Source organism: Streptomyces sp. NPDC048441, from assembly GCF_043200235.1.
GTDB lineage: Bacteria > Actinomycetota > Actinomycetes > Streptomycetales > Streptomycetaceae > Streptomyces.
Window position 1 is genome coordinate 187,388 of sequence record NZ_JBICXM010000008.1, and the last position, 19,907, is coordinate 207,294.

Consider the following 19,907-nt stretch of genomic DNA (forward strand, 5'->3'; position numbering starts at 1 on the left):
CGGTGCGCCACGTCGAAGACCGGCGCGAGAAAGGGTTCGGAATGAGCACGGTTGCCCCGACGGACGCGGGCGCAATGAAGCGTCGTCTGGGCATGTCCGACGCGGTGGTGATCGGCCTGGGCTCGATGATCGGGGCTGGAATCTTCGCGGCGCTCGGCCCAGCGGCCGGTGCCGCCGGTTCCGGGCTGCTGCTCGCCCTGGCTCTGGCCGCGGTCGTGGCCTACTGCAACGCGACGTCCTCGGCCCGGCTGGCCGCCCTCTATCCCCAGTCCGGCGGCACCTATGTCTATGGTCGCGTACGCCTGGGCGCCTTCTGGGGCTACCTGGCCGGCTGGGCGTTCGTCGTCGGCAAGACCGCCTCCTGCGCGGCCATGGCCCTGACCGTCGGCGCATATGTGTGGCCCGGCCAGGCGCACGCCGTAGCGGTGACCGCAGTGGTGGCCCTGACAGCGGTGAACTACGCCGGGGTACAGAAGTCCGCACTCCTCACTCGCGTCATCGTCGCGGTCGTCCTAGCCGTGCTCATCGCTGTAGTCGTCGCCGCCCTGACCTCGGCCGAAGCTGACACCGCACGGCTGCACATCGGCTCGGACGCCACGATCTGCGGAGTGCTCCAGGCGGCGGGCCTGCTGTTCTTCGCCTTCGCCGGGTACGCCCGTATCGCCACCCTGGGCGAGGAAGTCCGCGACCCCGCCCGCACCATCCCGCGCGCCATCCCTATCGCACTCGGTATCACCCTCGCCGTCTATACCCTCGTCGCCACCGCCGTCCTGGCCGTGCTGGGCTCCGGCGGGCTGGCGGACGCCTCCGCCCCGCTCTCGGACGCCGTACGGGCCGCGGGCACTGACTGGTTGGTGCCCGCCGTCCGCGTGGGTGGTGCTGTCGCCGCTCTGGGCTCACTGCTCGCGCTGATCCTCGGGGTCTCCCGCACCACCCTGGCCATGGCCCGCGACCGGCACCTGCCTCACGCTCTGGCTGTCGTCCACCCCCGCTTCGGCGTCCCGCACCGGGCTGAACTGGCCGTCGGCTCCATCGTTGCCCTGCTCGCCGCGACCACCGACGTACGCGGCGCGATCGGTTTCTCCTCCTTCGGCGTCCTGGTCTACTACGCCATCGCCAACGCCTCCGCCTTCACCCTGCACGGAGGCCGGTCCAGCCGCTTCGTCCCCGTCACCGGCCTGGCCGGCTGTGCGGCCCTGGCTATCGCCCTGCCTTGGAGCACTGTCCTCTCCGGCACCGCAGTCCTCCTTCTCGGAGCTTGCCTCTACGGCGTACGCAAGGCCAGGGCCACCGGCGCCCGTCAGTAAGCCGTCGGGGTCAGCGGTCGTCTCGACCTTGCCGGAATTGCGGTGGGTGCGGCGGCGCTTGATCTCGATGGCCTGGACCGCGTGCGGGTAGAGCAGACTTGGCCGGACGGTGCAGACCTTCAGACGGCGGATCTCACGGCGGCCGTGTCTGCCCCCGGCAGTGCGGGTCTGCAGCGGAATCTGCTTCCAGGGCAGGCGCCGCAGCTGCTTGCGCAGCTTCTTCTGATTGCCCTTCACGACCAGGAGGTAGTGGCCGCGAGCGGTGATGACGTGCTCGGCGTGAGCGCGCTGGGTGTGCATCGCATCGGCGGTGACGACGACGCCGCGCAGGTCTATCTGGTTCAGCAGCGGGGCGAAGGCGGGGATTTCGTTGCTCTTCGCGGCAGTCTGGCGCTGGGCGATCACGGTCTGGCATACGTGGAGCGCGGCGGCGAGCAGGTGGAAAGCGGTGCCTTCGGTGCGGTCGCCGGTCAGGAGGAGGGCGGTGGTGCCGTCCAGGCGGGCCAGGAGCCTTCCCAGCGTGGAGGCGTTGGGTGTGCTGGAGGTCAGTCCGAGTTGTTCGCGCAGGTCGGAGTCGGTATCGGCGGCGAAGCGGGCGGTGGCGGCCAGGGACGTGGCTCCGCCGAGGACGGCGACCAGGCACAGCGCGAGCAGGGAGCCCCAGGCAGTGGCGGCGGCCCCGGACACGGCGGGGATGGGGTGGCCGGCCCAACACGTCCGCCAGGCAGGCGAGCTGTGACGGTTCCGGTTCCGGGCAGGCGGAATCAGTGTCCGTGCAGTGGCACTGCAGGAAACGGATCAGAGAGGACGGCACGCGAACGCGACTTCTGTTCGTGATCAAAGGCTTCGACAACCCTGATCATCAGGGGTCGCGTCTCTCGCTGCCGAACCGGGTGAAGAACCGACCACGCCTGCGCGTACTTCTCTGTCAAGTTCAGTGTGTTGAGCCGCGCCGGCCAGCGTCTCCGACGCGCCGAAGGCGGGGTCCCGCACCGGGCTCTCGTAGAGGAACCGCCCGGGTTTTGGCTCTGCGCATCGGACGTGACCGTCTTCGCAGGCCACGTGCTATCGGCCTGGTGGGTCGATGCGGTGACCAACCGAGAAGGCGGCGGGGCCGCTTGCTGTGGCGTCGAGAGGTCAGGCGTGGAGCAGGTCGGTCGAGACCGTCCAGAGGTGTGTGGCGGTGGCGGGATCGAGCGCCCATTCCTTGACCCCGTGCGGGTGCTGCGCGAGGTCGGCGTCGTTCGGCACGGTGTAGGCCTCTTGGGAATCGTCGAGGTAGTGGCCTCCGGAGTGCGCGAATTCCGGGGCGACGGCCGCGACGATGCTGGTGGCAGCCCCCTGCTCGACCGTTTTGTACGTGAACACTCCGGCGGCTTCGGCCGCGTCGAGCGACTCCCTCTGTTGCGTTGTGAAGTTGCGCTGCAGTCCCGTCGCGACACCGCCGGGGTTCACCGCATTGGCCATGATGCCGTCGGATGCCCAGAGGCGGGTCGCCTCGACGGTGAAGAGAGAGTTCGCCGTCTTCGACTGGGCGTAGGCAATCTGCGGGTCGTAGCTGCGACGCTCGAAGTGGAGGTCGTCGAAGTCGATGCCGGAACGCATGTGCGCCGTCGAACTGACCGAGACGATCCGTGCTCCGTCGCGGTCCTCCGCTCCCAGGGCCAGGGCGTCATGAAGGCCGGTGGCGAGGGCGAAGTGGCCAAGATGGTTCGTCGCGCATTGCAGCTCCCAGCCCTCACGTGTGCGTTCGAGGCCACCGGTGACCACGCCCGCGTTGTTGATCAGCAGGTGAAGCGGGCCGCCCCACGCGTCAACGAATCGCGTGACAGTGGTTCTGTCGGCAAGGTCGAGCCGGACGACCCGGGGGCGTATCCCTCCGGTCGATTTCGCGATCGCCTCAGCGACGGCGTCACCCGCAGTCGTGTTGCGGACAGCGAGCGTCACCTCCGCCCCGGCAGCGGTCAACACACGAGCCGTCTCGATCCCGATTCCGGAGGAAGCGCCCGTCACGATCGCGCGGACGCCGGTGAGGTCGACGCCCCGCAGGACCGCGTCCGCGGTACTCGAGGCGGTGAAGGGCGTGGAGATGGGTTCGCGAGTGGCCATGGCGGTGACTATACGTACTAGACTTGATTTGTATAGTTAGACTCTCGATCGTACGCTCGTTCCATGAGCAGTCCCGATACTGGACACCCACTGTCGACAGTCGCCGATACCGACCGTCGGACCAAGGTTCTGGATTCCACCATGGTCACGTTCGCGCGGTTCGGTTACCGGAAGACCTCGATGGAGGAGGTGGCGCGGGCGGCGCACATCTCCCGGCCCGGGCTCTACTTTCTCTTCTCCTCGAAGGAGATTCTGTTCCGTGCCGCGGTTACCCAGGCCCTGGAGCGGGACATCACAACGGTCGAGCACGTCCTGGCCGACCCCAGCCGACCCCTTCCAGAGCGCCTCGTCGAAGCGTTCGACCAGTGGGCGGGCCGCTACATCGGCCCGCTGACGCACGACGTAGCGGCGGTCATCGAGGACAACCCCGACCTCCTCGGAGAGATCGCCGAGACCACGCCGCGACGTTTCGAGGAACTGATCACAGAAGCGATCGCCGTCGAGTCAGGACACGACGCGGCCCCCCTTGTCGCACAGACGATGATCAGCGCATCGATCGGCCTCAAGCATCAGGCAGCATCACGGGAGTTCTACCTCGAACGACTGGAGGTCGCCATCGATCTCCTGGTGCGCTGAAGATACTTACCGAAGCCGCGGGAGAGAGCCCGGCCGAACAGCCAGGCCCGCCCGCCCGGCCAGAGCTGGCACCGCCCCGCCACCCGACGATCCTCCGGCACCCAGAACGGTAAGCCAACCCGGCACGCGTCCACCCCTGTTCGATCTGCTTCAACACGTCAACCCAACAGGGAAGATGACGCAGGCGATCAGCTCATCTCGCCGACTGAGAACGCATCAGCCCTGCACCCACATGGTTCGTCCGCTTCAAGGCCGAGGCATGCACAATCCGCGCGACTTCGACAAGTACATCTTCAAACTACCCATCCCGGTCTATGACCCCGCCGAGACCACCCACCAGCAACTGGTTTCCCTGTCCGAGTGCGCCGAGCGCGCCGAGCGCGTGGCAGCGGAAGTCGCCCTCCCTGCCGTCCCGTTCGAGAGGCAGCGCCGCTTGATCAGAGAAGCATTCGTGCGCGAGGGACGACCGGCTTGCCGGAAAGCGGCTTCTCAGCCTATCGGGCGCGGGCAGGGAGACTGTGGGGCTCGAGCAGTCGTCGCTGCTGGTCAGGCTGGTATCTGCAAGAGTGTCGCCAGGATGGCGTCAATCTCCGTCGATGTGAGCATCTCTGCGGGAGATCCGGTACAGCACACACTGGCGAAGCAGCCCCTCGGGCACGCTCGGATCCTCAAAGTCGTCGGCCCGGTCCCGGGTCATGCCGATCCGATGCATCACCGCCTGGGAACGAAGGTTGTTGACAGTCGTCGACGCAACCACTTCCGGCAGCCCGAGGGCCTCGAAGCCAAAGGCCAGGCAGGCCAGGGCGGCCTCAGTGGCGTAACCGTGACCCCACGCCGAACGCACCAAACGCCAGCCAATATCCACCCCCGCGAACGGCATGTCCTCGCCCACCTCGTCCAGGCCGGCGCGGCCGATGAACTCACCGGTCTGACGTGCTTCGAGCGCCCACCACCCAAAACCTCGCTCGTCGAACTCGATCTGCATGCCTGCTGCCGCGGCATCGCTCTGCTCCCGCGTCAGCAACTGACCCAGGTGTTCTCGGACTTCGGGATCGGCGTTCATAGCCGCCCACGGTTCAAGGTCGGACTCCCGCCACCGGCGGAGCAGAAGACGATCGGTGCGCAACTCTGGCATACAACCCAGCCAACCCGATCAAGATCAGGGTGTCGATCGGTTATACCGGGCCCTGACGGCGACACCACCTGGCGGAACCTCATCGTGTCGAGCCGTCAAGCGCGCCTTCGACGGCTCGATGAGGCCCCGCCGGTCCGTATGTCGGTCACCGATACGACCGCCGATCAGCAGGACATGCAGTGGGGGTACGTCCTGCACAAGGAGAGCGGCATGGGCCTGTCAGGCGACTGTGGCATCCGGCCGACAGGTGCTTACGCGGTCACTCCGGGGCGCGCACCGATCGGTCCTTGACCCGCTTCCGAGGCTCGAGGCACCCTCTCCCGGCGCCCGCGGGGGTGAGGTCGGCTCCCGCACCGGTACACCCCTCTGATGCGAGAGCCGTGTTCCGTGGCAGGGACGCACCTCGGAGCATGGGGATTGCCGGTAGCGTGATCGTCTGCCGCATGGAATGTCCATGTGGCCGGCCGGTCCGTGCGGGGATTCCGGTGGCGAGCGATGGGACCGTGATGAGCGAACTGGCGAAGCCTGGAATTGAGGTTCCGGAGGGTGACGCACCCACCGAGTTGACGATCCGGGACCTCGTGCTTGGGGACGGACCCGAGGCGCTGCCGGGCAGGGTCGTCCAGGTTCACTATGTAGGGGTCACGTTCGCGTCCGGAAGGGAGTTCGACTCCTCCTGGGAGCGGGATCGGTTGTTCAAGTTCGTTGTGGGCGGTGGCAGGGTCATCAAGGGCTGGGACAGGGGAGTGAGGGGAATGAAGGTCGGCGGTCGGCGCGAGATCATCGTTCCCCCGCGTCTTGGTTACGGCAGGCAGTCACCCTCTCCGTTGATCCCGGCGGGCTCAACGCTGATCTTCGTCGTGGACCTGCTCACGGTCGTGGGCGGACCTGCCGGAGCGAAGCCCGGCGTGACCGGCTCGGCCTGAACTGACCGGCTCGGCCTGAACCTGGCGCTCCGTGCCGTTGAGGGAGTTTGCTCAACGTCTCACTCCCACCGGCACAGGAGCCCGGTTGGTTCCCGATCCTGCCGCACTCGACCTCCCGCAGCGCCTGGTCGAGTGGGACACCATCGTGCCTGCCGAAGACTCCATCCGTGCAGTCCAAGCGGCATATTGGCATTCGTGGAGGACTCCGCCGTGCCGGTCTTTTCGGCACACGCAGGGCGCGTGTATGCGCCGCGTCCCGCGGGCTGGAGGCGATGCAGTCGACCCGAGCCTGCCGGTTGCCGTCCTTGCCCAGCCATGCGGCTATCGGCTCCACCGATTTCCCCCCGTCCAGCAGCAGTTCCCGCAGCTAGGCCCCTATGGGTGCCTGAAACTCGGCTACCGCTGCTGACCTGGCCTTGCGATCGAGGCCAGGCAGGGCGAAGTTCTGAGGCATGGCTCTGCGACTGCTGTATCCGACCTTCCTGGACGTCCTCGGGTGGATCATTGCCGGCGCGATCGGAGACTTCCAAGAACGCGGAAAGGCTCGTGCTGCGGCACCAGTTCGGCTTCTGCCCAGGGCTGGGCCCATTTCCCGCACAGTCAGGGCTCCAGGGGCGGCGTCCCCCTCGTCGTATGCGTACTCGTCCTTAGGTACATCGACAGCGACGCCGACAAGCTGGAGTGCATGATCCAGGGTGTCAACTACAAGGCTCAGAGCTGTGAGGACGCGCTGCGGTGGATCGACAACCGTCGGGCACGACTCACCACAAAGCCCGCCATCAAACTCGCGGACACCGTACTCGATGCCAACCCGATGAATGACCGGCATGGGAGAGCGGTAGGGCAAGCTCAGCGTCCTCGGGTCAGTCAGCCAGGCGGCGGGCGTGGTCGGTGAGCCAGGAGGAGACGATGAGCTCCGCGTTGCTGCCGAGGGCGGCTGCCGTGCGGAGCAGTGCAGCGGCGGCGGCTTGCGGAGCTGTGGGGAGGGCGCGGGCGGCCTCGGCCAGGGAGCGGGCAGCTGATTCTTCGGCGGCTCCGGCGATCTGGAAGGCGGTCGACGCACGTTCGGCCGTGACAGCGGCCTCCTCGATGCGGTCGTCTTGCCAGTATGCCCAGGCGAGGTTGAACAGGCAGATCCCCTCAGTCCGGGGGTTCTCCATCAACGAGGCCTCGTGGCGGGCTTCTTCGAGGGCTGAGGCTGCCTGCACCGGTTCGTCGAGGGCCAGGAGGGCGATCCCCTGCGCGTTCAGTGCGTACGCGATTGCTTCTAGGCTGTCGGCGGCCCGGTAGGCGCGTGCCGTCTCGGCACCCGCGTCATTGGTCTCGCTCCAGCGGCCCAGCGTGAGCAGGGCGATGGTGCGCGCATTGCCGGCCCTGGCAGTTGTCAGCAGGTCACCGCTCACACTGGCCAGAGTGGCCAGCCGGTCGGCGACGGCCAGCGCGCTCTCGCCCTCACCGAGGTAGCTGTGGGCAAGGCTGAGGGAGAGCAGTGCGTGGATTTCGCGTTCGGTGTCGCCAAGTTCGCGCGCCAACTCGGCGGCACGGGTCAGTGGTTCGACAGTGGCGCCTTGGTCGCCGAGCTGCCGGTGGGCGTCGCCGAGGCCGAAGAGCGCGTTCTGCAGGGCGGGGCGATCACCAAGGCGCTCGGCGAGGGTCGCCGCTTCGGTGAACAGCTCGACTGCCTGCTCCATCGGTCCCGCGCTGAGCCGGGCGTGACCGTAGGCGATCGTGTGGGCGATGCGCACCCCCTCGTCGGTGATGTGTCCGTCGACGTCCAGGTGCATCTTGACCGCGGTGAGAACCGAGCCGTGCCAGACGAGCCATGCGCTGATCTCGTTCAGCACCCGGGCGCCACCGTCGCGGTCACCCGCACGCACGAGGTGGTCGAACTGCCGTCGCTGTGGCTCGATGTCTTCCAGGGTCCGCCATGTGCCGGGCGGCTGGGCCCGCTTCGCGTACCAGGATGCGAGATGTCGTTCCACTGTCTGCCTCCCGAAGGGTCCGTGCGGTGGCATCTGTGCGTAGGCGAGGTCCGCGTCCATCGGGTGCAGGGCGAGAGTGCGGCTCGCCCGGTCCACGGACACGAGGTGGATGCGGACGAGGGATGTCAGGACAGGGACCGCGGGCAGATCCGGATCGAGTCCGTTCATGATCTCTGCGACCGCGCTCTGCTCCACGGGGGTACGCAGCGCGGCGAGGACACCGAGGAGACCGCGCGCCTGCTCGTCAAGGCGCTGGTAGCGGTCCTGGGCGAGGTCGGTGACGACGTCGTGGCGGCGGGTGAAGTCCTCCAGCACGTCCTGGAGTCTTGGCAGCAGCACCGTGTCGTCGGCGACCGCGCCGACGAGGAGTTCGAGGGCCCGCGGGACGCCGTGGACGTGCACCGCGGCGTTGAGCAGTTCCTCGTCCGAGAGGTCGGCGATACCGAGGCTGCCGTCCCGGTCGAGTTCGCGCAGCAGCACGGCCGCCTCAGCGGGTTTCAGTCCCTCAGAGAGATCCACGTGAGCGGCGAAGCGCCGCAGTTCGGGCGTGAGGCGCACCGGCATCTGGCTGGTGACCAGGAGACGCGGCGTGGCGCGGGCCCGGAACAGCCAGTCGAGGAAGACCGCCAGCTCCTCGTCGGCGATGCTGCCGTCGTCGTGGAGCAGGTCCTCCAGGTTGTCCATGAGGATCACGATCAGCCGTTCGCCCATGGCCGCGCGCAGTTCGTCCAGTCTCTCCTGCATGGTCCTGGCGGCGGACCAGACCTCGCGCAAGCTCGCTTCCCGCTCCGGGCCAAGCACGCGGGCACAGCCGAAGTAGAGACGTTCCAAGGAGATCCCGGACGTACGGGTGGAGAGGTTGACCAGTCCGTGCGGGGTCGGACCGCCGGCGGGACCGGCCCCTTCGCCACGGTCGAGGAGGTCCATGACCTTCGCGGCGAGCGCGCTCTTGCCGATGCCACGCCGCCCGGTGATCATCACCAAGCGGATGGCGGGATCACTCAAGTGGCGTACGACCGCGTCGCGTTCACGGGTCCTGTTCTTGAACAGCTCGATGCCGTACGCAACAGGAACCCCCACCACCCGCACGGCGCGATCCCACGCGTCGTGCGCTTCTCCGGGAACGACGAGGGGCAGGGCCTCCTCGTCGGGAACCGCGAGGAGCCGCACGAGCTCCCTGCGATCCGCGCCGTCGAGCCTGCGTAGCGCATGGTCGAGCCGGACCGCGGTGAGTCGGCCCATGCCCTCCGAGCGGTGGTGTTCGGCGACCACGCCGATGATGCGGCTGCCGGCCCACACCGCGGCACCGGACATGCCCGCCCACGGCGACGCTTCCGGGTCGGGATCGGCGCCGGCCGGGGGCACGGTCATCTCCAGCGTGCCGGTGCGCAGGTTGGAGAGTGCTGTCACGGTGCCGTCCGACACGTGCAGTTCACGGAAGGAACCGCCGGGGCCGCGCCGCTGCTTCCACAGCGGGAAGCCCGCAGCGTGCACGCTGAACACGGCGTGCCGGTCGTCGGCAACGCGCCCGAAACGGGCGGGTTCGATCACCATTGGAGCTGCGGCCGGTGGCACGACGGTCAGCACGGCGAGGTCGCTTCCCTTATGCGCCCAGGTCACGGCCGCCGGAGCCGACCACTCTCCGGGCCGGTCGGCGTCGCACCGTACGACTATCCCAGTCGCGTCCGCGACCGCGTGGGCGGCCGTGAGGACGGTGTCGGCGGAGATCCGATAGCCGGAGCCGCGCCAACTCCCTCTGGAGGTCTCCGTGATGACCTCGGCGATGCGGTGGGGGTCGAGCCCGGCGGGAGCATCGGCCGGGAGGCCGAGGCTCACGGCGCTGTCGGCGGGCTCAGCGCTCATCGGGCATTTCGGCACCCGAGATCAGCGCGGGCCGGTCGGGGGCGTCACCGCGCACCGGCTGGAGAGTCAGCGAGATCCGCTGGGTGGCCATCTGCGCGGAACGCGCGGAATGCTGGACGTCGAACACCCAGAACCGCACCTTGGCTCCCGGCTCCCGACTACGCTCCATACCCACGGTGAGCTCAAGTTCGAGCTTCTCCGCCTGGAACCGGAGTCCGTCGCCTTCCCCATCCGCCATCGCCCGGCTCAGCGCGCCGCGCAACTGGGCGATCATTTCTTCCAGCTCGACCGCGCCGTCCACGCTCAGCCCCCGATTCGTACGACACCGACTGGTCGCATCCCCGCTGAGCATACCTACGGACAGTCAACTGCACGTCGGACCAATCCACTTCGGGACGCGAGCTGCGTCAGGACCGGCCCTTCGGGGCGTAGCGCAACAGGACAACATCGCCAATGGGGCGAGCTTCAAGGAGCTTCATCCGGGCCGTGGGGCCACCGGGATACGGTGCCGGAGCCAGGAACGTCGGCGCGGTCGCCTCGCCCACCAAGAGGGGAGCGACGACCAGGTGGAGTTCGTCGGCCAGGTTCTGTGCCAGGAGTTGAGTATGGACGGTGCCGCCTCCTTCCACCAGGAGCCTCTTCACTCCCCGTCGGCCGAGTTCCTCCAAGAGACGGGGCCAGTCGAGAACGGGGCCGGTGCTGACGACTGAGGCGAGGGCGCCCAGGGCACGGCGGGCCCGCGGCAGCGCGCCGTCGACGGTGAAGATCAACTTCTCGCCTCCGCAGTGCCAGACCGCGAGCCCCGGTTTCAGCTCGCCTGACGCGGTGACCGTGACCTTCAGCGGATGCTCCGGTCTGCCGGCTGCTGCGCGCTGGGCACGTCGCTCGGCGCTCTTCACCAGCAGGCGCGGGTTGTCCCTGCGCAGGGTGGTGGCGCCGACCAGGATCGCGTCGGCCGCGGCGCGCTCGGTATCGACACGGTCGAGGTCCTGGTGATTGGAGAGCACGAGACGTTCACTGGCGGCGTCATCCAGACGGCCATCCACGGACACGGCTGCCGACAGCAGCACATACGGATGTATCGCCATGACCGGGGTGTTCAGAGCGTCCGGTGGTAGTCGGCCCAGGCGATGTGCGATTCATGGAGCCGCACGGTGAGCCCGGTCAGGCCGTCGGCGTCGGGACCCAGCGCCTCGTCGTGGATGCGGGCAGCGAGACGGTCCGCGATTATCTTGGCCAGGAATTCCGTGGTGGTGTTGATGCCGACGAAGTCCGGATCATCGTCGAGATTTTGGTATGAGAGTGCCGCGACGATCCTGTGCACCTCTGTGGCTGCCAGGCCCATGTCGACAACGAGGTTGTCACCGTCCAACTCCGGGCGTTGGAAAGTCGCGTCGACCAGGTACGTCGCTCCGTGCAGACGTTGCGCGGGGCCGAAAACCTCTCCGCGGAAGCTGTGGGCGATCATGAGGTGATCGCGGACTGTGACGGTGAACATGACCTCTCCGGGTGGGTGTTGACGGCGCGGTGGGTGCGGATGCGGTTCAGTCGGCGTCGTAGCGGATGCGCTGGCAGAGGCCGGGCAGATTGCCCGAAGCGATCTCGGCCATGACCTCCGGGAGTTCGTCGAAAGCGGACTCGCCGGTGACCAGTACGTCGAAGACCGGGTCCCGCAGAAGGTCGAGCGCGAGGCCGAGCCGGTCGGCGACCGTGTGGCGCCCGCGCCGCTCCAGCGGTATAGCGCCGACCTGACTGCTGCGCAGGGACAGACGCCGGGAGTGGAAGAACTCCCCCAGCGGCAGCGTCACCTGCTGGTCCCCGTACCAGCTCAGATCGACCACGGAGCCCTCGGGAGCGAGCAGTTCGAGGGAGCGCCGGAGCCCCGCCTGGGTGGCGCTGGCATGAAAGACGAGATCGCAGTCGCCTGTTGCCTGTGCGGGATCGGCGAAGGAAACGCCGAGCGCCGTGGCGACCGCCGCACGGGTTGGATCGATATCGACGAGTTGCACCCGGAGCCCGGGGAACCTGGCCAGGAGGGCGGCCACACAGCAGCCGACCATGCCGGCGCCCACCACTGCGATGCGATCACCGATCTGCGGTGGCGCGTCCCACAGCGCGTTGAGCGCGGTCTCGACGGTCCCGGCCAGTACGGCCCGATCCGGCGGCACTCCATCGGGGATCGCCGTGAGAGCCCCTGCCGATACACGAAAACGCGTCTGGTGCGGGAACAGGCTGAACACGGCTCTGCCCACGAGTTCCGCCGGCCCAGCCTCCACCCGGCCGACGTTGAGATACCCGAACTTGACGGGTCCGGGAAAGTCCCCCTCCTGGAAGGGGGCACGCATTGCCTCGTACTGGTTGGCGGGGACCCTGCCCTGGAAGACCAGCGACTCCGTACCGCGGCTCACTGCCGAGTACAACGTCTGTACTACGGCCGCCTCGCCATTACGGGCAGACGGGCAGACGGGCAGACGGGCAGACGGGCAGACGGGCAGACGGGCAGACGGGCAGACGGGCAGACGGGCAGGCCGAGGTCATGATCTCACCCCGTCCGGGGGACATGACCCAAAAGGAGCGTATGTGGCTCGGCACGCGCGGTCCTCTGCTAGAGCGGCCCGACTTGGGACCCGTCAACGATGTCCGACGCCACACATCCCAGCCCACCGGATGATGCCCCTCATCACCCAACTCGGCGCCGCCACTTCCCCGTGTAGGGATTTCACGCGATCTTAGACGATCACATCACGTTCCTGGGGGGCGGTGGCAGGCCATCTACGCCAGTCGCTGGCCTCCCCTCACAGCTCATCCAGCGCATACCCCTCATTCAAAAGACCGGTCGTCTACATACCTCATGAAGGTGATCGTGCCACCACGGGACTTGGTGGAGGCAACATGCCCGCATGGCCCCTGAAGCAGACCACCTGCCCGCGCCTATTGAGCTGTCCGCGTACTCTCCGGTGCGGACAGGCCGGTACGTTTGAACGTCCCCAGTTGTCAGAGCCCCTCCTTGAACCTCACCGAGGCAGTGGGCGGTTTGGGTGCGGTCGTGGTGGCTAGGCTCCCCGCCATGGTCGATACGGGGGAAGCGGTACGGATTCAGCCGGAGAATCGGGCCGCCGCGATCAGCATGGGCGCCGCCCTGACGGCGGGCATCGTGGCGAGCGGCAGCATGTGGGCCTCGGCGGCGAGTTTCTACATGCCAGCGACGATCGGCTGGTTCATGTTCGTGGAGCTGGCCGCGCTGACCGCGATCGTCACGGGCCATGTGGCCCGCCGACGGGCCAAGCGCCAAGGACTGCCCGGCCGGTGGTGGGCGCTCGCCTCAATCGTGGCAGGGTGGGTGTGCACGCTGTACGCGAGTCTTGTGATGTTGGTGGCTGTCGGAGTGTTCGCCGGATTCGCCTTGCTCTTCGGAGCCATGCACTGAGCGCTCCGCCGGTGCGGGGTCGGGGAAGAGAGCGGAGTGTTCGGCAAGAAGAAGGTGGACCCGCCGGTCGTCCCGGTGCGCTGGGACACCGCGGGCGGATTCGTGGTCGGCGAGGTGGTGCGCCCGTCCGCCTTCCGAAAGAAGGGGCTGGTCGGCCGACGGGCGGTGCGTATGCCGGTGACCCTCGATGGGGAGCGCTACTTCGCCGCCGCCGCGTTCGTCGAGCAGCGGGACCTGGAGGTCCGGTCGTACGAGCTGCACGACGCCACGGAGGCTGGGAAGTCGCTGTTGTGCACCGTCGAGCCCGCGAGCGGCGGCAGAGGCGGCGAGCACTATCAGGTGCGGGACCAGGCCGGGCGGGAGCTGGGCCTGGTATTCCGTACCCCGGCCGCCAAGCGTGCGGTGCAGCACGGCTGGTGGCTGCGGCAGCCGGGGCATCCCGACGTCGTGGCCCGCTACCACTGGGCCAAGGGCAGCACCAAGGAGATCGCGGCCCGCGGCGCGGACGCCACCGTGCGGGGCGCAGGCTCCCTGGTCGGCAGCGTTGTCGACTCCGTGCTCTACGGAGACGCGGCGAGCGACAACCACAGCCCCGCACGTCCGACGAAGCCCGTCACCTGGCGTGCAGACGACGAGGTCGCGTTGACGGCTGGGCATACGCAGGGCATCAAGTTGTACGTGCCACAGGCGAGTTGGCTGGATCGCCGACTGGCGTTCGCACTGGCGGTTCTGCGGCAGGACTAGCGCCAACTTGCCCTGCAGTCCGGCCTGTTCACGTCCCGCGCACGGTCAGCCGTGGGCTTCGTCGCCGTCATTGCGCCTGCCGAAAATGTCGTCCACGCAGCTCAGGAGCCTGGTCGGTGGTGCGGCAGGATGAGCACTCGTGCTGCATCGTCTCACCTACCTGACCGTCCCCAAACTGTTCGCCGCGCTGCGATTGCTACCGATGAGCGACCGCGACAAGGACAAGGATGCGGAGATCCTCGCCCTGCGCCACCAACTCACCGTCCTTGAACGCCAACTCGGCGCGGACCGGGTGAAGCTCGCCCCGGAAGACCGAGCGTTCCTCGCCGCTCTACTGGTGCCACTCCCCCGCAAGGTCCTGCGCCGATTGCGCCTACTGATCCGGCCCGACATCGTGCTGCGCTGGCACCGCGACCTGATCAAACGGCGCCATGCCCGTACCTGCCGGCCGAAGAGACCGGGCCGGCCACCCACGGTCCGCTCAATCCGCACGCTGGTCCTGGGCCTGAATCGCGAGAATCCATCGTGGGACTACCGCAGGGTGCACGGCGAACTCACCACCCTCGGCATCCAGATCGCCGCCTCCACCGTCTGGGAAATCCTCACCTCCAAGGGCATCGACCCGGCGCCCGAACGGGCCGCCACCACCTGGGTCAGCAGGGCTGGGGTGATCCACTGACACCGCCCCGCGCAGCGGGCTCACCTGGCGAGTTCGGCGGGTTCGTGCAGCCGCGTCAGCTTCCGTGGGTTGCTCATCACGAAGATCTGGGTGACCCGCCCGTTCTCCACCACGAGACTCACCGCGGACGGCTCGCCGTCGATCTCGATCCGGCCCGCAGGCGCGCCGTTGAGCCATACGGTCGTCGTCTCGAACGCGGCCACCATCTGGTTCGTACGCGCGAGCAGCTTCGCCACTACTTCGGCCCCGTGGATCGGAGCCCGAGCTGCGGCCACGACCCCGCCACCATCGGCGATCAGGACCACGTCCGGCGCCATGACCTCCAGCAGCTCCTGCAACGCCCCGGTCCGCAACGCGACCAGGAACCGCCCCACCACGGCCTGCTGTTCCGACCGGCTCACCTGCATCCGCGGCCGCCGAGCCGCCACATGCTCGCGTGCCCGCCGCGCGATCTGCCGCACCGCGGCCGCGGACTTCCCGATGGCCCCGGCTATCTCACCGTGCGGCATATCGAAGACCTCGCGGAGCACGAACACCGCCCGCTCCGTCGGCCCGAGCGTTTCCAGGACGGTCAGCATCGCGATCGAGACGCTCTCCGCGAGTTCGACATCCTCGGCAACGTCAGGGCTCGTCAGCAGCGGTTCCGGCAACCACTGGCCGACGTAGTCCTCGCGGCGGCGCGACACCGTCCGCAGGCGGTTGAGCGCCTGCCGCGTGACGGTTTGGATGAGGTACGCCCGCGGGTCACGCACCTGCGACTGATCGACATCAGCCCATCGCAGCCAGGACTCCTGCACCATGTCCTCCGCGTCGGCCGCCGACCCGAGCATCTCGTAGGCGACCGTGAACAGCAGGCTGCGATGGGTGACGAACGGGTCCTCGGTCATGCCGTCGACGCCGCGCCGGAAGCATCAGGACGCGCGGCCAGCGGAATCTCGCACGCAGCGGAGAAGCCCTGCGACTCGACCCCGAGCGCTGTGTTGCTCCTGGTCGCGAAGTTGGCGAAGGCGATGAACGCGGTGAGCTCGATCATCGCCGCCGGGCCGAGCCGGTCGAGCAGGCGCGCGGACAGCTCGTCGGTGACGGTCGGCGGCGTGTTCGTCATGGCCTCGGCGTACTCAAGGACGTCCCGCTCCAGCGGCGTGAACACCTCCGACTCCCGCCAGCGCGGCACCTGGCTCGCCTTGGCCAGGTCCAGGTTCTGGTTCTGCGCCTGGAAGTAGCCCGTGTCGAGGCACCAGCTGCAGCCGACCTGTGCCGCGACGGCCATGTGGGCGAACGACTTGAGGCTCTCGTCGGCCGCACCCCACTCGCCCGCCCTGCTCCCCATCTCCAAGGACGCCTGGGCGACCTGGGGGTGGTGCCCCAGTACCTCGGCACCTTCGGGTACAGCACCGAGGTGTTTGATCATGCCTTCCCTGAGCTCGGCGGTCAGCTCCACCTTCGGAACGCGTAGCGCCATGGTGTTCTCCCTCTACGTTTGCCTGTTTGGCATGGAGACACCGCCGGGCCCGCGAATGTGACAACCACCGCCACCGCACAGCGCCGATCCTCGCCGAGCGCCAGGAATGAGCCCTGAGCAGCACCGAGAAATGATCGCCAAGGTGGCGATACCTGTGGACGCCGATTACGGCGCCACGGTGACCACCAGCAAGATCGCCCACACCGTCGGGGGCATCTGCCCCTTTCCGTCTACGCGAGTCCGCCGAGGCGGAGGGCATCGTCAATCTCGTTGAGTTTCGGGGAGGGCAGAACGCCTGCCAGCTCGATCAGGTCGTCCCGGGATACGGTGGTCAGCCACGTGCAAGGGGTGAAGCCTGGACGTGCGAACGCGAGCCGCAGCACACCTTCATGTGGCAGTCCTTCCATGACGCCCACTCGTACTTCGACGCCCAGACCGCTGATTTCGACGCCTGCCGGAGCGACGACCTGCATCGCCCGGATCCCGGACGGGTCGTCCACCGACAGCAGTACGACCAGTCGCCGCTCGTCGAACTCGACCCACCAGACTTCGCCCCGTTGCACATGCCCTCCTGACAAGACAAACGATCATGCGGTGGCCGTAGGTAACACCGTAGACCCTGCCCGTTGGCAGGAGGCGTTCGAGGGCCTTATGGGCCGGATAGCGGGCCACTTCGCCCGGGTCGAACCCCGCCGCCGGGCTGGGCGTTCGCCGCTCTGCGACTCCTGCGGAGCGACCGGATCGGGTGACCCGTGGTCGACCCCCGGTTGACGTCGCTCCCAGACTCCCCGCTCCCAGGGAGTGGATTCCATCGCATCCCCGCTCCCAAACACCAAGAAGGGGCCACCCGAAGATGGCCCCTACCTGCGACGTTTCCGTCGGGACGACAGGATTTGAACCTGCGACCCCTTGGCCCCCAGTCAAGTGCGGCCGCTCCCTTACGAGTCAATAATCCATTCAGGAACGTTGACTGCAAATAGCGTTCCACTGAATGCCGTTCGGCGCCACTCGCTGCAACATGCAGCTATTGAGTACCGACCGCCGCTCTACGGCTCCTATTCTAACCGCCGGGGCCATTAATTGACCAGAGAGCGACTCCTACCGATGACCTATGGACGCTCCCACAATCACGGTTACGCGACTACCACGCCATATGCGACCGATGCGCCCAAGTGCGCACCGTACAACGCGGTACACGCTTTCGCCTTTCTCATGCCCACCAGAGCAGAAAGCAAGCGAATCACAACGGGAAGTTCCGAGGAGATCAGCGCGCTTCCTCGTCAATGATCTTGTGCGGGCACCGTGAGCCGCCGGCTTGATCCTGCGCATCTCCACTGCAACGTCGGTGGAGCGCCCGTTGCCCCGGAGCACGACCCCTACTGGACCGCCTGTACCCATCTCGCCTTCGGCCACGACGACGCGCTCGCGCCCCGCGGCTGCTCGAGCCAGCAACCCACCTATTGGTTCGTTGAAGCTATGCTCACCGGAACCAGGACCGCATCAGGGCCGGGCCCCGTCAAGCCCCAATAGCTTTAGCCACAGCTCAAGTTCAGGCGCCTCAACCTTGTACGGACGCATGCGATCCGCTCGCACAGAGCTGTAGCGTTGGACCAGCCAGTCAGCCGCGCGCACCGTCAGAGCCGGGAGCTGATGGTCGATGGCTTGGGCCCACGGATAATTTGGCCGTGGATTGTGCAGTTCATCGAGGCGCAGGTCTCGGCAGGCCGTCCAGCAAATCAGGTCCGGCGCGTACTCGATCAGATGGCCATGCCCCTTGCGTCGATTCTTGGGGATTGCGTCGAGGGCTCGTCGAGCGGCGTGCCAGGCTTCTACGGCGCGCATCACGCCGATAGGTTCCACGCGTTCGTGGAAGATGCTGCCGTGCAGCGCAGAGGTGTGGTCGCTCCACAGGGCCTCGAGCCCTTTCTGATCCATGACTTGGTGCATTCCGTCGGGACGCGCCTCGGCGGAAAGACAGGCCAGGCCACGGGTCACATCCGCCATGGTCCACGCCCGGCCGCCCGAGACCGAGACCGTGCCTCGCCTCGGATCGAAGAAACCACCCTCCCAGTCGCTCTGCATCAACCGGAGGACTTGTGGACTGCGGATCAACAGGTCTTGGGCGGTCGACTCGTTCACGTAACGGTGAGCGACATCATGAAGACCACGGATGCGGTCCCGATCCGAACCGCAGACGATCTCCAGCCGCAGCACGCAACTCGCGAGGGCATCGACAGCCAGGCTGTGCCACGCCTCCGCAAGGACTCCGAGACGCTGGAAGCCATCAAAGCACTCCGCACCGATGACGTGAAGCACGCCCGTGAACCCACCGGGATCTGCCTGCAGCTCCACCGCGTCGGCTCCCAGCACAATGCTGCCCACACCACCGAAATCGGCTGGCCGTTCTCTCAGCATGCGCGCCAGGGACTGGTTGGCTGGGCTGGATACCAAGAGCCCTCGACGCGCCCCGAGCCTGCGCGCGGCGTCCGGCATACCCGCGATCGCCGCGAGTTCGGCTGCCCGAACGTCAGCGATCCAGCCACGGGTCGTCTGCGCCGCGAGCATCGGTCGCACGCTAAGGACCGGTCCAGCTGGAGAGAAGTGGTCCAATGAGGGAGAAGAGTTGATCGTCACGGGACCCCAAACGCTGTGCATAGCAACACCGCAACACCGCTACGCACGCGGTCACCCCTGGGAGGCGACATACCCTCCTTTTGGCAGATGCCACCGCGATAGACGCTGACGAGCACGGCCCTCGTCCGTTGCTTCCTCGCCGAGCCGGGACCAAGTCCACGGCGACCGCGCCTATGTGCGCGGCTGCGTGCACGCCAGCCTGGGGCGCCTGGGCATCGACACGATCGACCTGTACTACGCGCACCGCCGCGACCCCAACATTCCCCTAGATGAAACCGTCGGTGCCATGGCTGAACTCATAGGCGAGGGCAAGGTGCGCCATCTGGGGCTATGCGAAGTGACCGGCCCCGAACTCCGCGCGGCCTACGCCGTCCACCCCATCGCGGCACTGCAGTACGAGTGGTCGCTGTTCAGCCGCGACGTCGAAACCTCTGCGGTACCCACCGCCGCGCAGCTCGGCGTGGCGCTCGTCGCCTACTCACCCCTGGGCCGGGGTCTGCTGACCGGCGTACTCACCGACCTCCACGAACTGAGCGCAGGCGACACCCGGCTGACGATGCCCCGGTTCACCGGCGACCGAGCCCGCACCAACACCGTGCTACTCGAGACCGTCAACACCATCGCGGCCCAGCACCAGGTGACCCCCGCACAGATCGCGCTGGCCTGGGTTCACCAGCAACCCCGCACCCACGGTCTGACCGTCATCCCCATTCCCGGCACCCGCCGCCCCGCCCGGCTCCGCGAGAACGTCGCAGCCGCCACCCTCACCCTGTCGAAGGGGGAACTCGCCGCGCTGGAGCCCCTGGCAGCCCAGGTGGCCGGCGCTCGCTACGCGGACATGAGCTCCACCACAACCGCCCGCGAATAGCTCGAGCCATGCGGGCCGGGCCGACCCCCGGGCACACTGCGACCAGCCCACCCGCGCACGCCCGGTCCCAGCCCGCCGACACCGACAACGCCTAGCCGCACCACTCCCCCACCCAGCGCAGCAGTCGGCACAGGG

At 67.7% G+C, this 19,907-nt stretch carries 17 protein-coding genes and 3 pseudogenes; 8 read left to right on the forward strand and 12 right to left on the reverse strand.

Annotation, left to right across the window (positions count from 1 at the left end; translation table 11 throughout):
- The first annotated feature begins 41 nt into the window (after positions 1-41).
- Complete coding sequence (locus tag ACGFSB_RS21455; RefSeq protein WP_393401522.1) at positions 42-1,307, forward strand: APC family permease; 1,266 nt, start codon at positions 42-44, stop codon at positions 1,305-1,307.
- Between the two features lie 90 nt (positions 1,308-1,397).
- Here the strand turns inward: ACGFSB_RS21455 and ACGFSB_RS21460 are convergent.
- Together ACGFSB_RS21460 and ACGFSB_RS21465 are read right to left on the reverse strand one after the other, a co-directional pair.
- A pseudogene (locus tag ACGFSB_RS21460) lies at positions 1,398-1,994 on the reverse strand (ISAs1 family transposase); the annotation flags it as partial.
- 450 nt (positions 1,995-2,444) lie between these two features.
- The gene (locus tag ACGFSB_RS21465) at positions 2,445-3,416 is read right to left on the reverse strand and encodes an SDR family NAD(P)-dependent oxidoreductase (RefSeq protein ID WP_393401525.1); all 972 of its coding nucleotides are present in this window, start codon (positions 3,414-3,416) and stop codon (positions 2,445-2,447) included.
- A 63-nt stretch (positions 3,417-3,479) separates the two neighbouring features.
- Here ACGFSB_RS21465 and ACGFSB_RS21470 point away from each other — a divergent pair, with 63 nt between their 5' ends.
- Entirely contained in the window at positions 3,480-4,052 is a 573-nt protein-coding gene (locus ACGFSB_RS21470; protein ID WP_393401527.1) for a TetR/AcrR family transcriptional regulator, read from the forward strand.
- Between the two features lie 583 nt (positions 4,053-4,635).
- Here ACGFSB_RS21470 and ACGFSB_RS21475 read toward each other — a convergent pair.
- A complete protein-coding gene (locus ACGFSB_RS21475; RefSeq protein WP_393401530.1) occupies positions 4,636-5,187 on the reverse strand; it encodes a GNAT family N-acetyltransferase in 552 nt (183 codons plus the stop codon).
- 84 nt (positions 5,188-5,271) lie between these two features.
- Between ACGFSB_RS21475 and ACGFSB_RS21480 the strand changes: the two genes are divergently transcribed.
- Together ACGFSB_RS21480 and ACGFSB_RS21485 are read left to right on the forward strand one after the other, a co-directional pair.
- On the forward strand, positions 5,272-5,478 hold the full coding sequence (locus ACGFSB_RS21480) for a hypothetical protein (RefSeq protein WP_393401533.1): 207 nt from the start codon (positions 5,272-5,274) through the stop codon (positions 5,476-5,478).
- Between the two features lie 215 nt (positions 5,479-5,693).
- Complete coding sequence (locus tag ACGFSB_RS21485) at positions 5,694-6,113, forward strand: FKBP-type peptidyl-prolyl cis-trans isomerase (protein WP_393401536.1); 420 nt, start codon at positions 5,694-5,696, stop codon at positions 6,111-6,113.
- 863 nt (positions 6,114-6,976) lie between these two features.
- Here ACGFSB_RS21485 and ACGFSB_RS21490 read toward each other — a convergent pair.
- The 5 genes from ACGFSB_RS21490 to ACGFSB_RS21510 form a co-directional block, all read right to left on the reverse strand.
- Entirely contained in the window at positions 6,977-9,958 is a 2,982-nt protein-coding gene (locus tag ACGFSB_RS21490) for a trypsin-like peptidase domain-containing protein (RefSeq protein WP_393401539.1), read from the reverse strand.
- The gene (locus tag ACGFSB_RS21495; RefSeq protein WP_393401542.1) at positions 9,948-10,259 is read right to left on the reverse strand and encodes a trypco2 family protein; all 312 of its coding nucleotides are present in this window, start codon (positions 10,257-10,259) and stop codon (positions 9,948-9,950) included. The genes ACGFSB_RS21490 and ACGFSB_RS21495 overlap by 11 nt, the downstream gene beginning before the upstream one ends.
- A 106-nt stretch (positions 10,260-10,365) precedes the next feature.
- Positions 10,366-11,046: a RibD family protein gene (locus ACGFSB_RS21500; protein WP_393401544.1), complete on the reverse strand. Its 681-nt coding sequence runs from the start codon at positions 11,044-11,046 to the stop codon at positions 10,366-10,368.
- 11 nt (positions 11,047-11,057) lie between these two features.
- On the reverse strand, positions 11,058-11,456 hold the full coding sequence (locus ACGFSB_RS21505) for a 6-pyruvoyl tetrahydropterin synthase family protein (protein WP_393401546.1): 399 nt from the start codon (positions 11,454-11,456) through the stop codon (positions 11,058-11,060).
- Between the two features lie 46 nt (positions 11,457-11,502).
- The gene (locus ACGFSB_RS21510; protein ID WP_393401990.1) at positions 11,503-12,429 is read right to left on the reverse strand and encodes a zinc-binding alcohol dehydrogenase; all 927 of its coding nucleotides are present in this window, start codon (positions 12,427-12,429) and stop codon (positions 11,503-11,505) included.
- Between the two features lie 596 nt (positions 12,430-13,025).
- Between ACGFSB_RS21510 and ACGFSB_RS21515 the strand changes: the two genes are divergently transcribed.
- From ACGFSB_RS21515 to ACGFSB_RS21525, 3 genes and pseudogenes are all read left to right on the forward strand, one after another.
- On the forward strand, positions 13,026-13,385 hold the full coding sequence (locus ACGFSB_RS21515) for a DUF4190 domain-containing protein (protein ID WP_393401549.1): 360 nt from the start codon (positions 13,026-13,028) through the stop codon (positions 13,383-13,385).
- Positions 13,386-13,421: 36 nt separating this feature from the next.
- A complete protein-coding gene (locus ACGFSB_RS21520; protein WP_393401552.1) occupies positions 13,422-14,129 on the forward strand; it encodes a hypothetical protein in 708 nt (235 codons plus the stop codon).
- A 139-nt stretch (positions 14,130-14,268) separates the two neighbouring features.
- Positions 14,269-14,781 (forward strand): annotated as a pseudogene (locus ACGFSB_RS21525) (integrase); the annotation flags it as partial.
- Positions 14,782-14,828: 47 nt separating this feature from the next.
- On the opposite strand, the gene ACGFSB_RS21530 reads toward ACGFSB_RS21525, so the two are convergent.
- The 4 genes from ACGFSB_RS21530 to ACGFSB_RS21545 all read right to left on the reverse strand — a co-directional run bounded on the left by ACGFSB_RS21530 (position 14,829) and on the right by ACGFSB_RS21545 (position 18,835).
- Positions 14,829-15,695 (reverse strand): RNA polymerase sigma-70 factor, encoded by an 867-nt coding sequence (locus ACGFSB_RS21530; protein WP_393401554.1) that lies wholly within the window; start codon positions 15,693-15,695, stop codon positions 14,829-14,831.
- A complete protein-coding gene (locus tag ACGFSB_RS21535) occupies positions 15,692-16,270 on the reverse strand; it encodes a carboxymuconolactone decarboxylase family protein (protein WP_393401556.1) in 579 nt (192 codons plus the stop codon). Before ACGFSB_RS21535 ends, ACGFSB_RS21530 begins: the two co-directional genes overlap by 4 nt.
- Before the next feature lie 230 nt (positions 16,271-16,500).
- Positions 16,501-16,833: a type II toxin-antitoxin system PemK/MazF family toxin gene (locus ACGFSB_RS21540; protein ID WP_393401558.1), complete on the reverse strand. Its 333-nt coding sequence runs from the start codon at positions 16,831-16,833 to the stop codon at positions 16,501-16,503.
- A gap of 937 nt (positions 16,834-17,770) precedes the next feature.
- Positions 17,771-18,835 carry a hypothetical protein gene (locus tag ACGFSB_RS21545; protein ID WP_393401561.1) on the reverse strand — a complete coding sequence of 355 codons (1,065 nt, stop codon included), beginning with the start codon at positions 18,833-18,835 and terminating at the stop codon, positions 17,771-17,773.
- Positions 18,836-19,058: 223 nt separating this feature from the next.
- Between ACGFSB_RS21545 and ACGFSB_RS21550 the strand changes: the two are divergent.
- Positions 19,059-19,772 (forward strand): annotated as a pseudogene (locus ACGFSB_RS21550) (aldo/keto reductase); the annotation flags it as partial.
- Between the last annotated feature and the right edge of the window lie 135 nt (positions 19,773-19,907).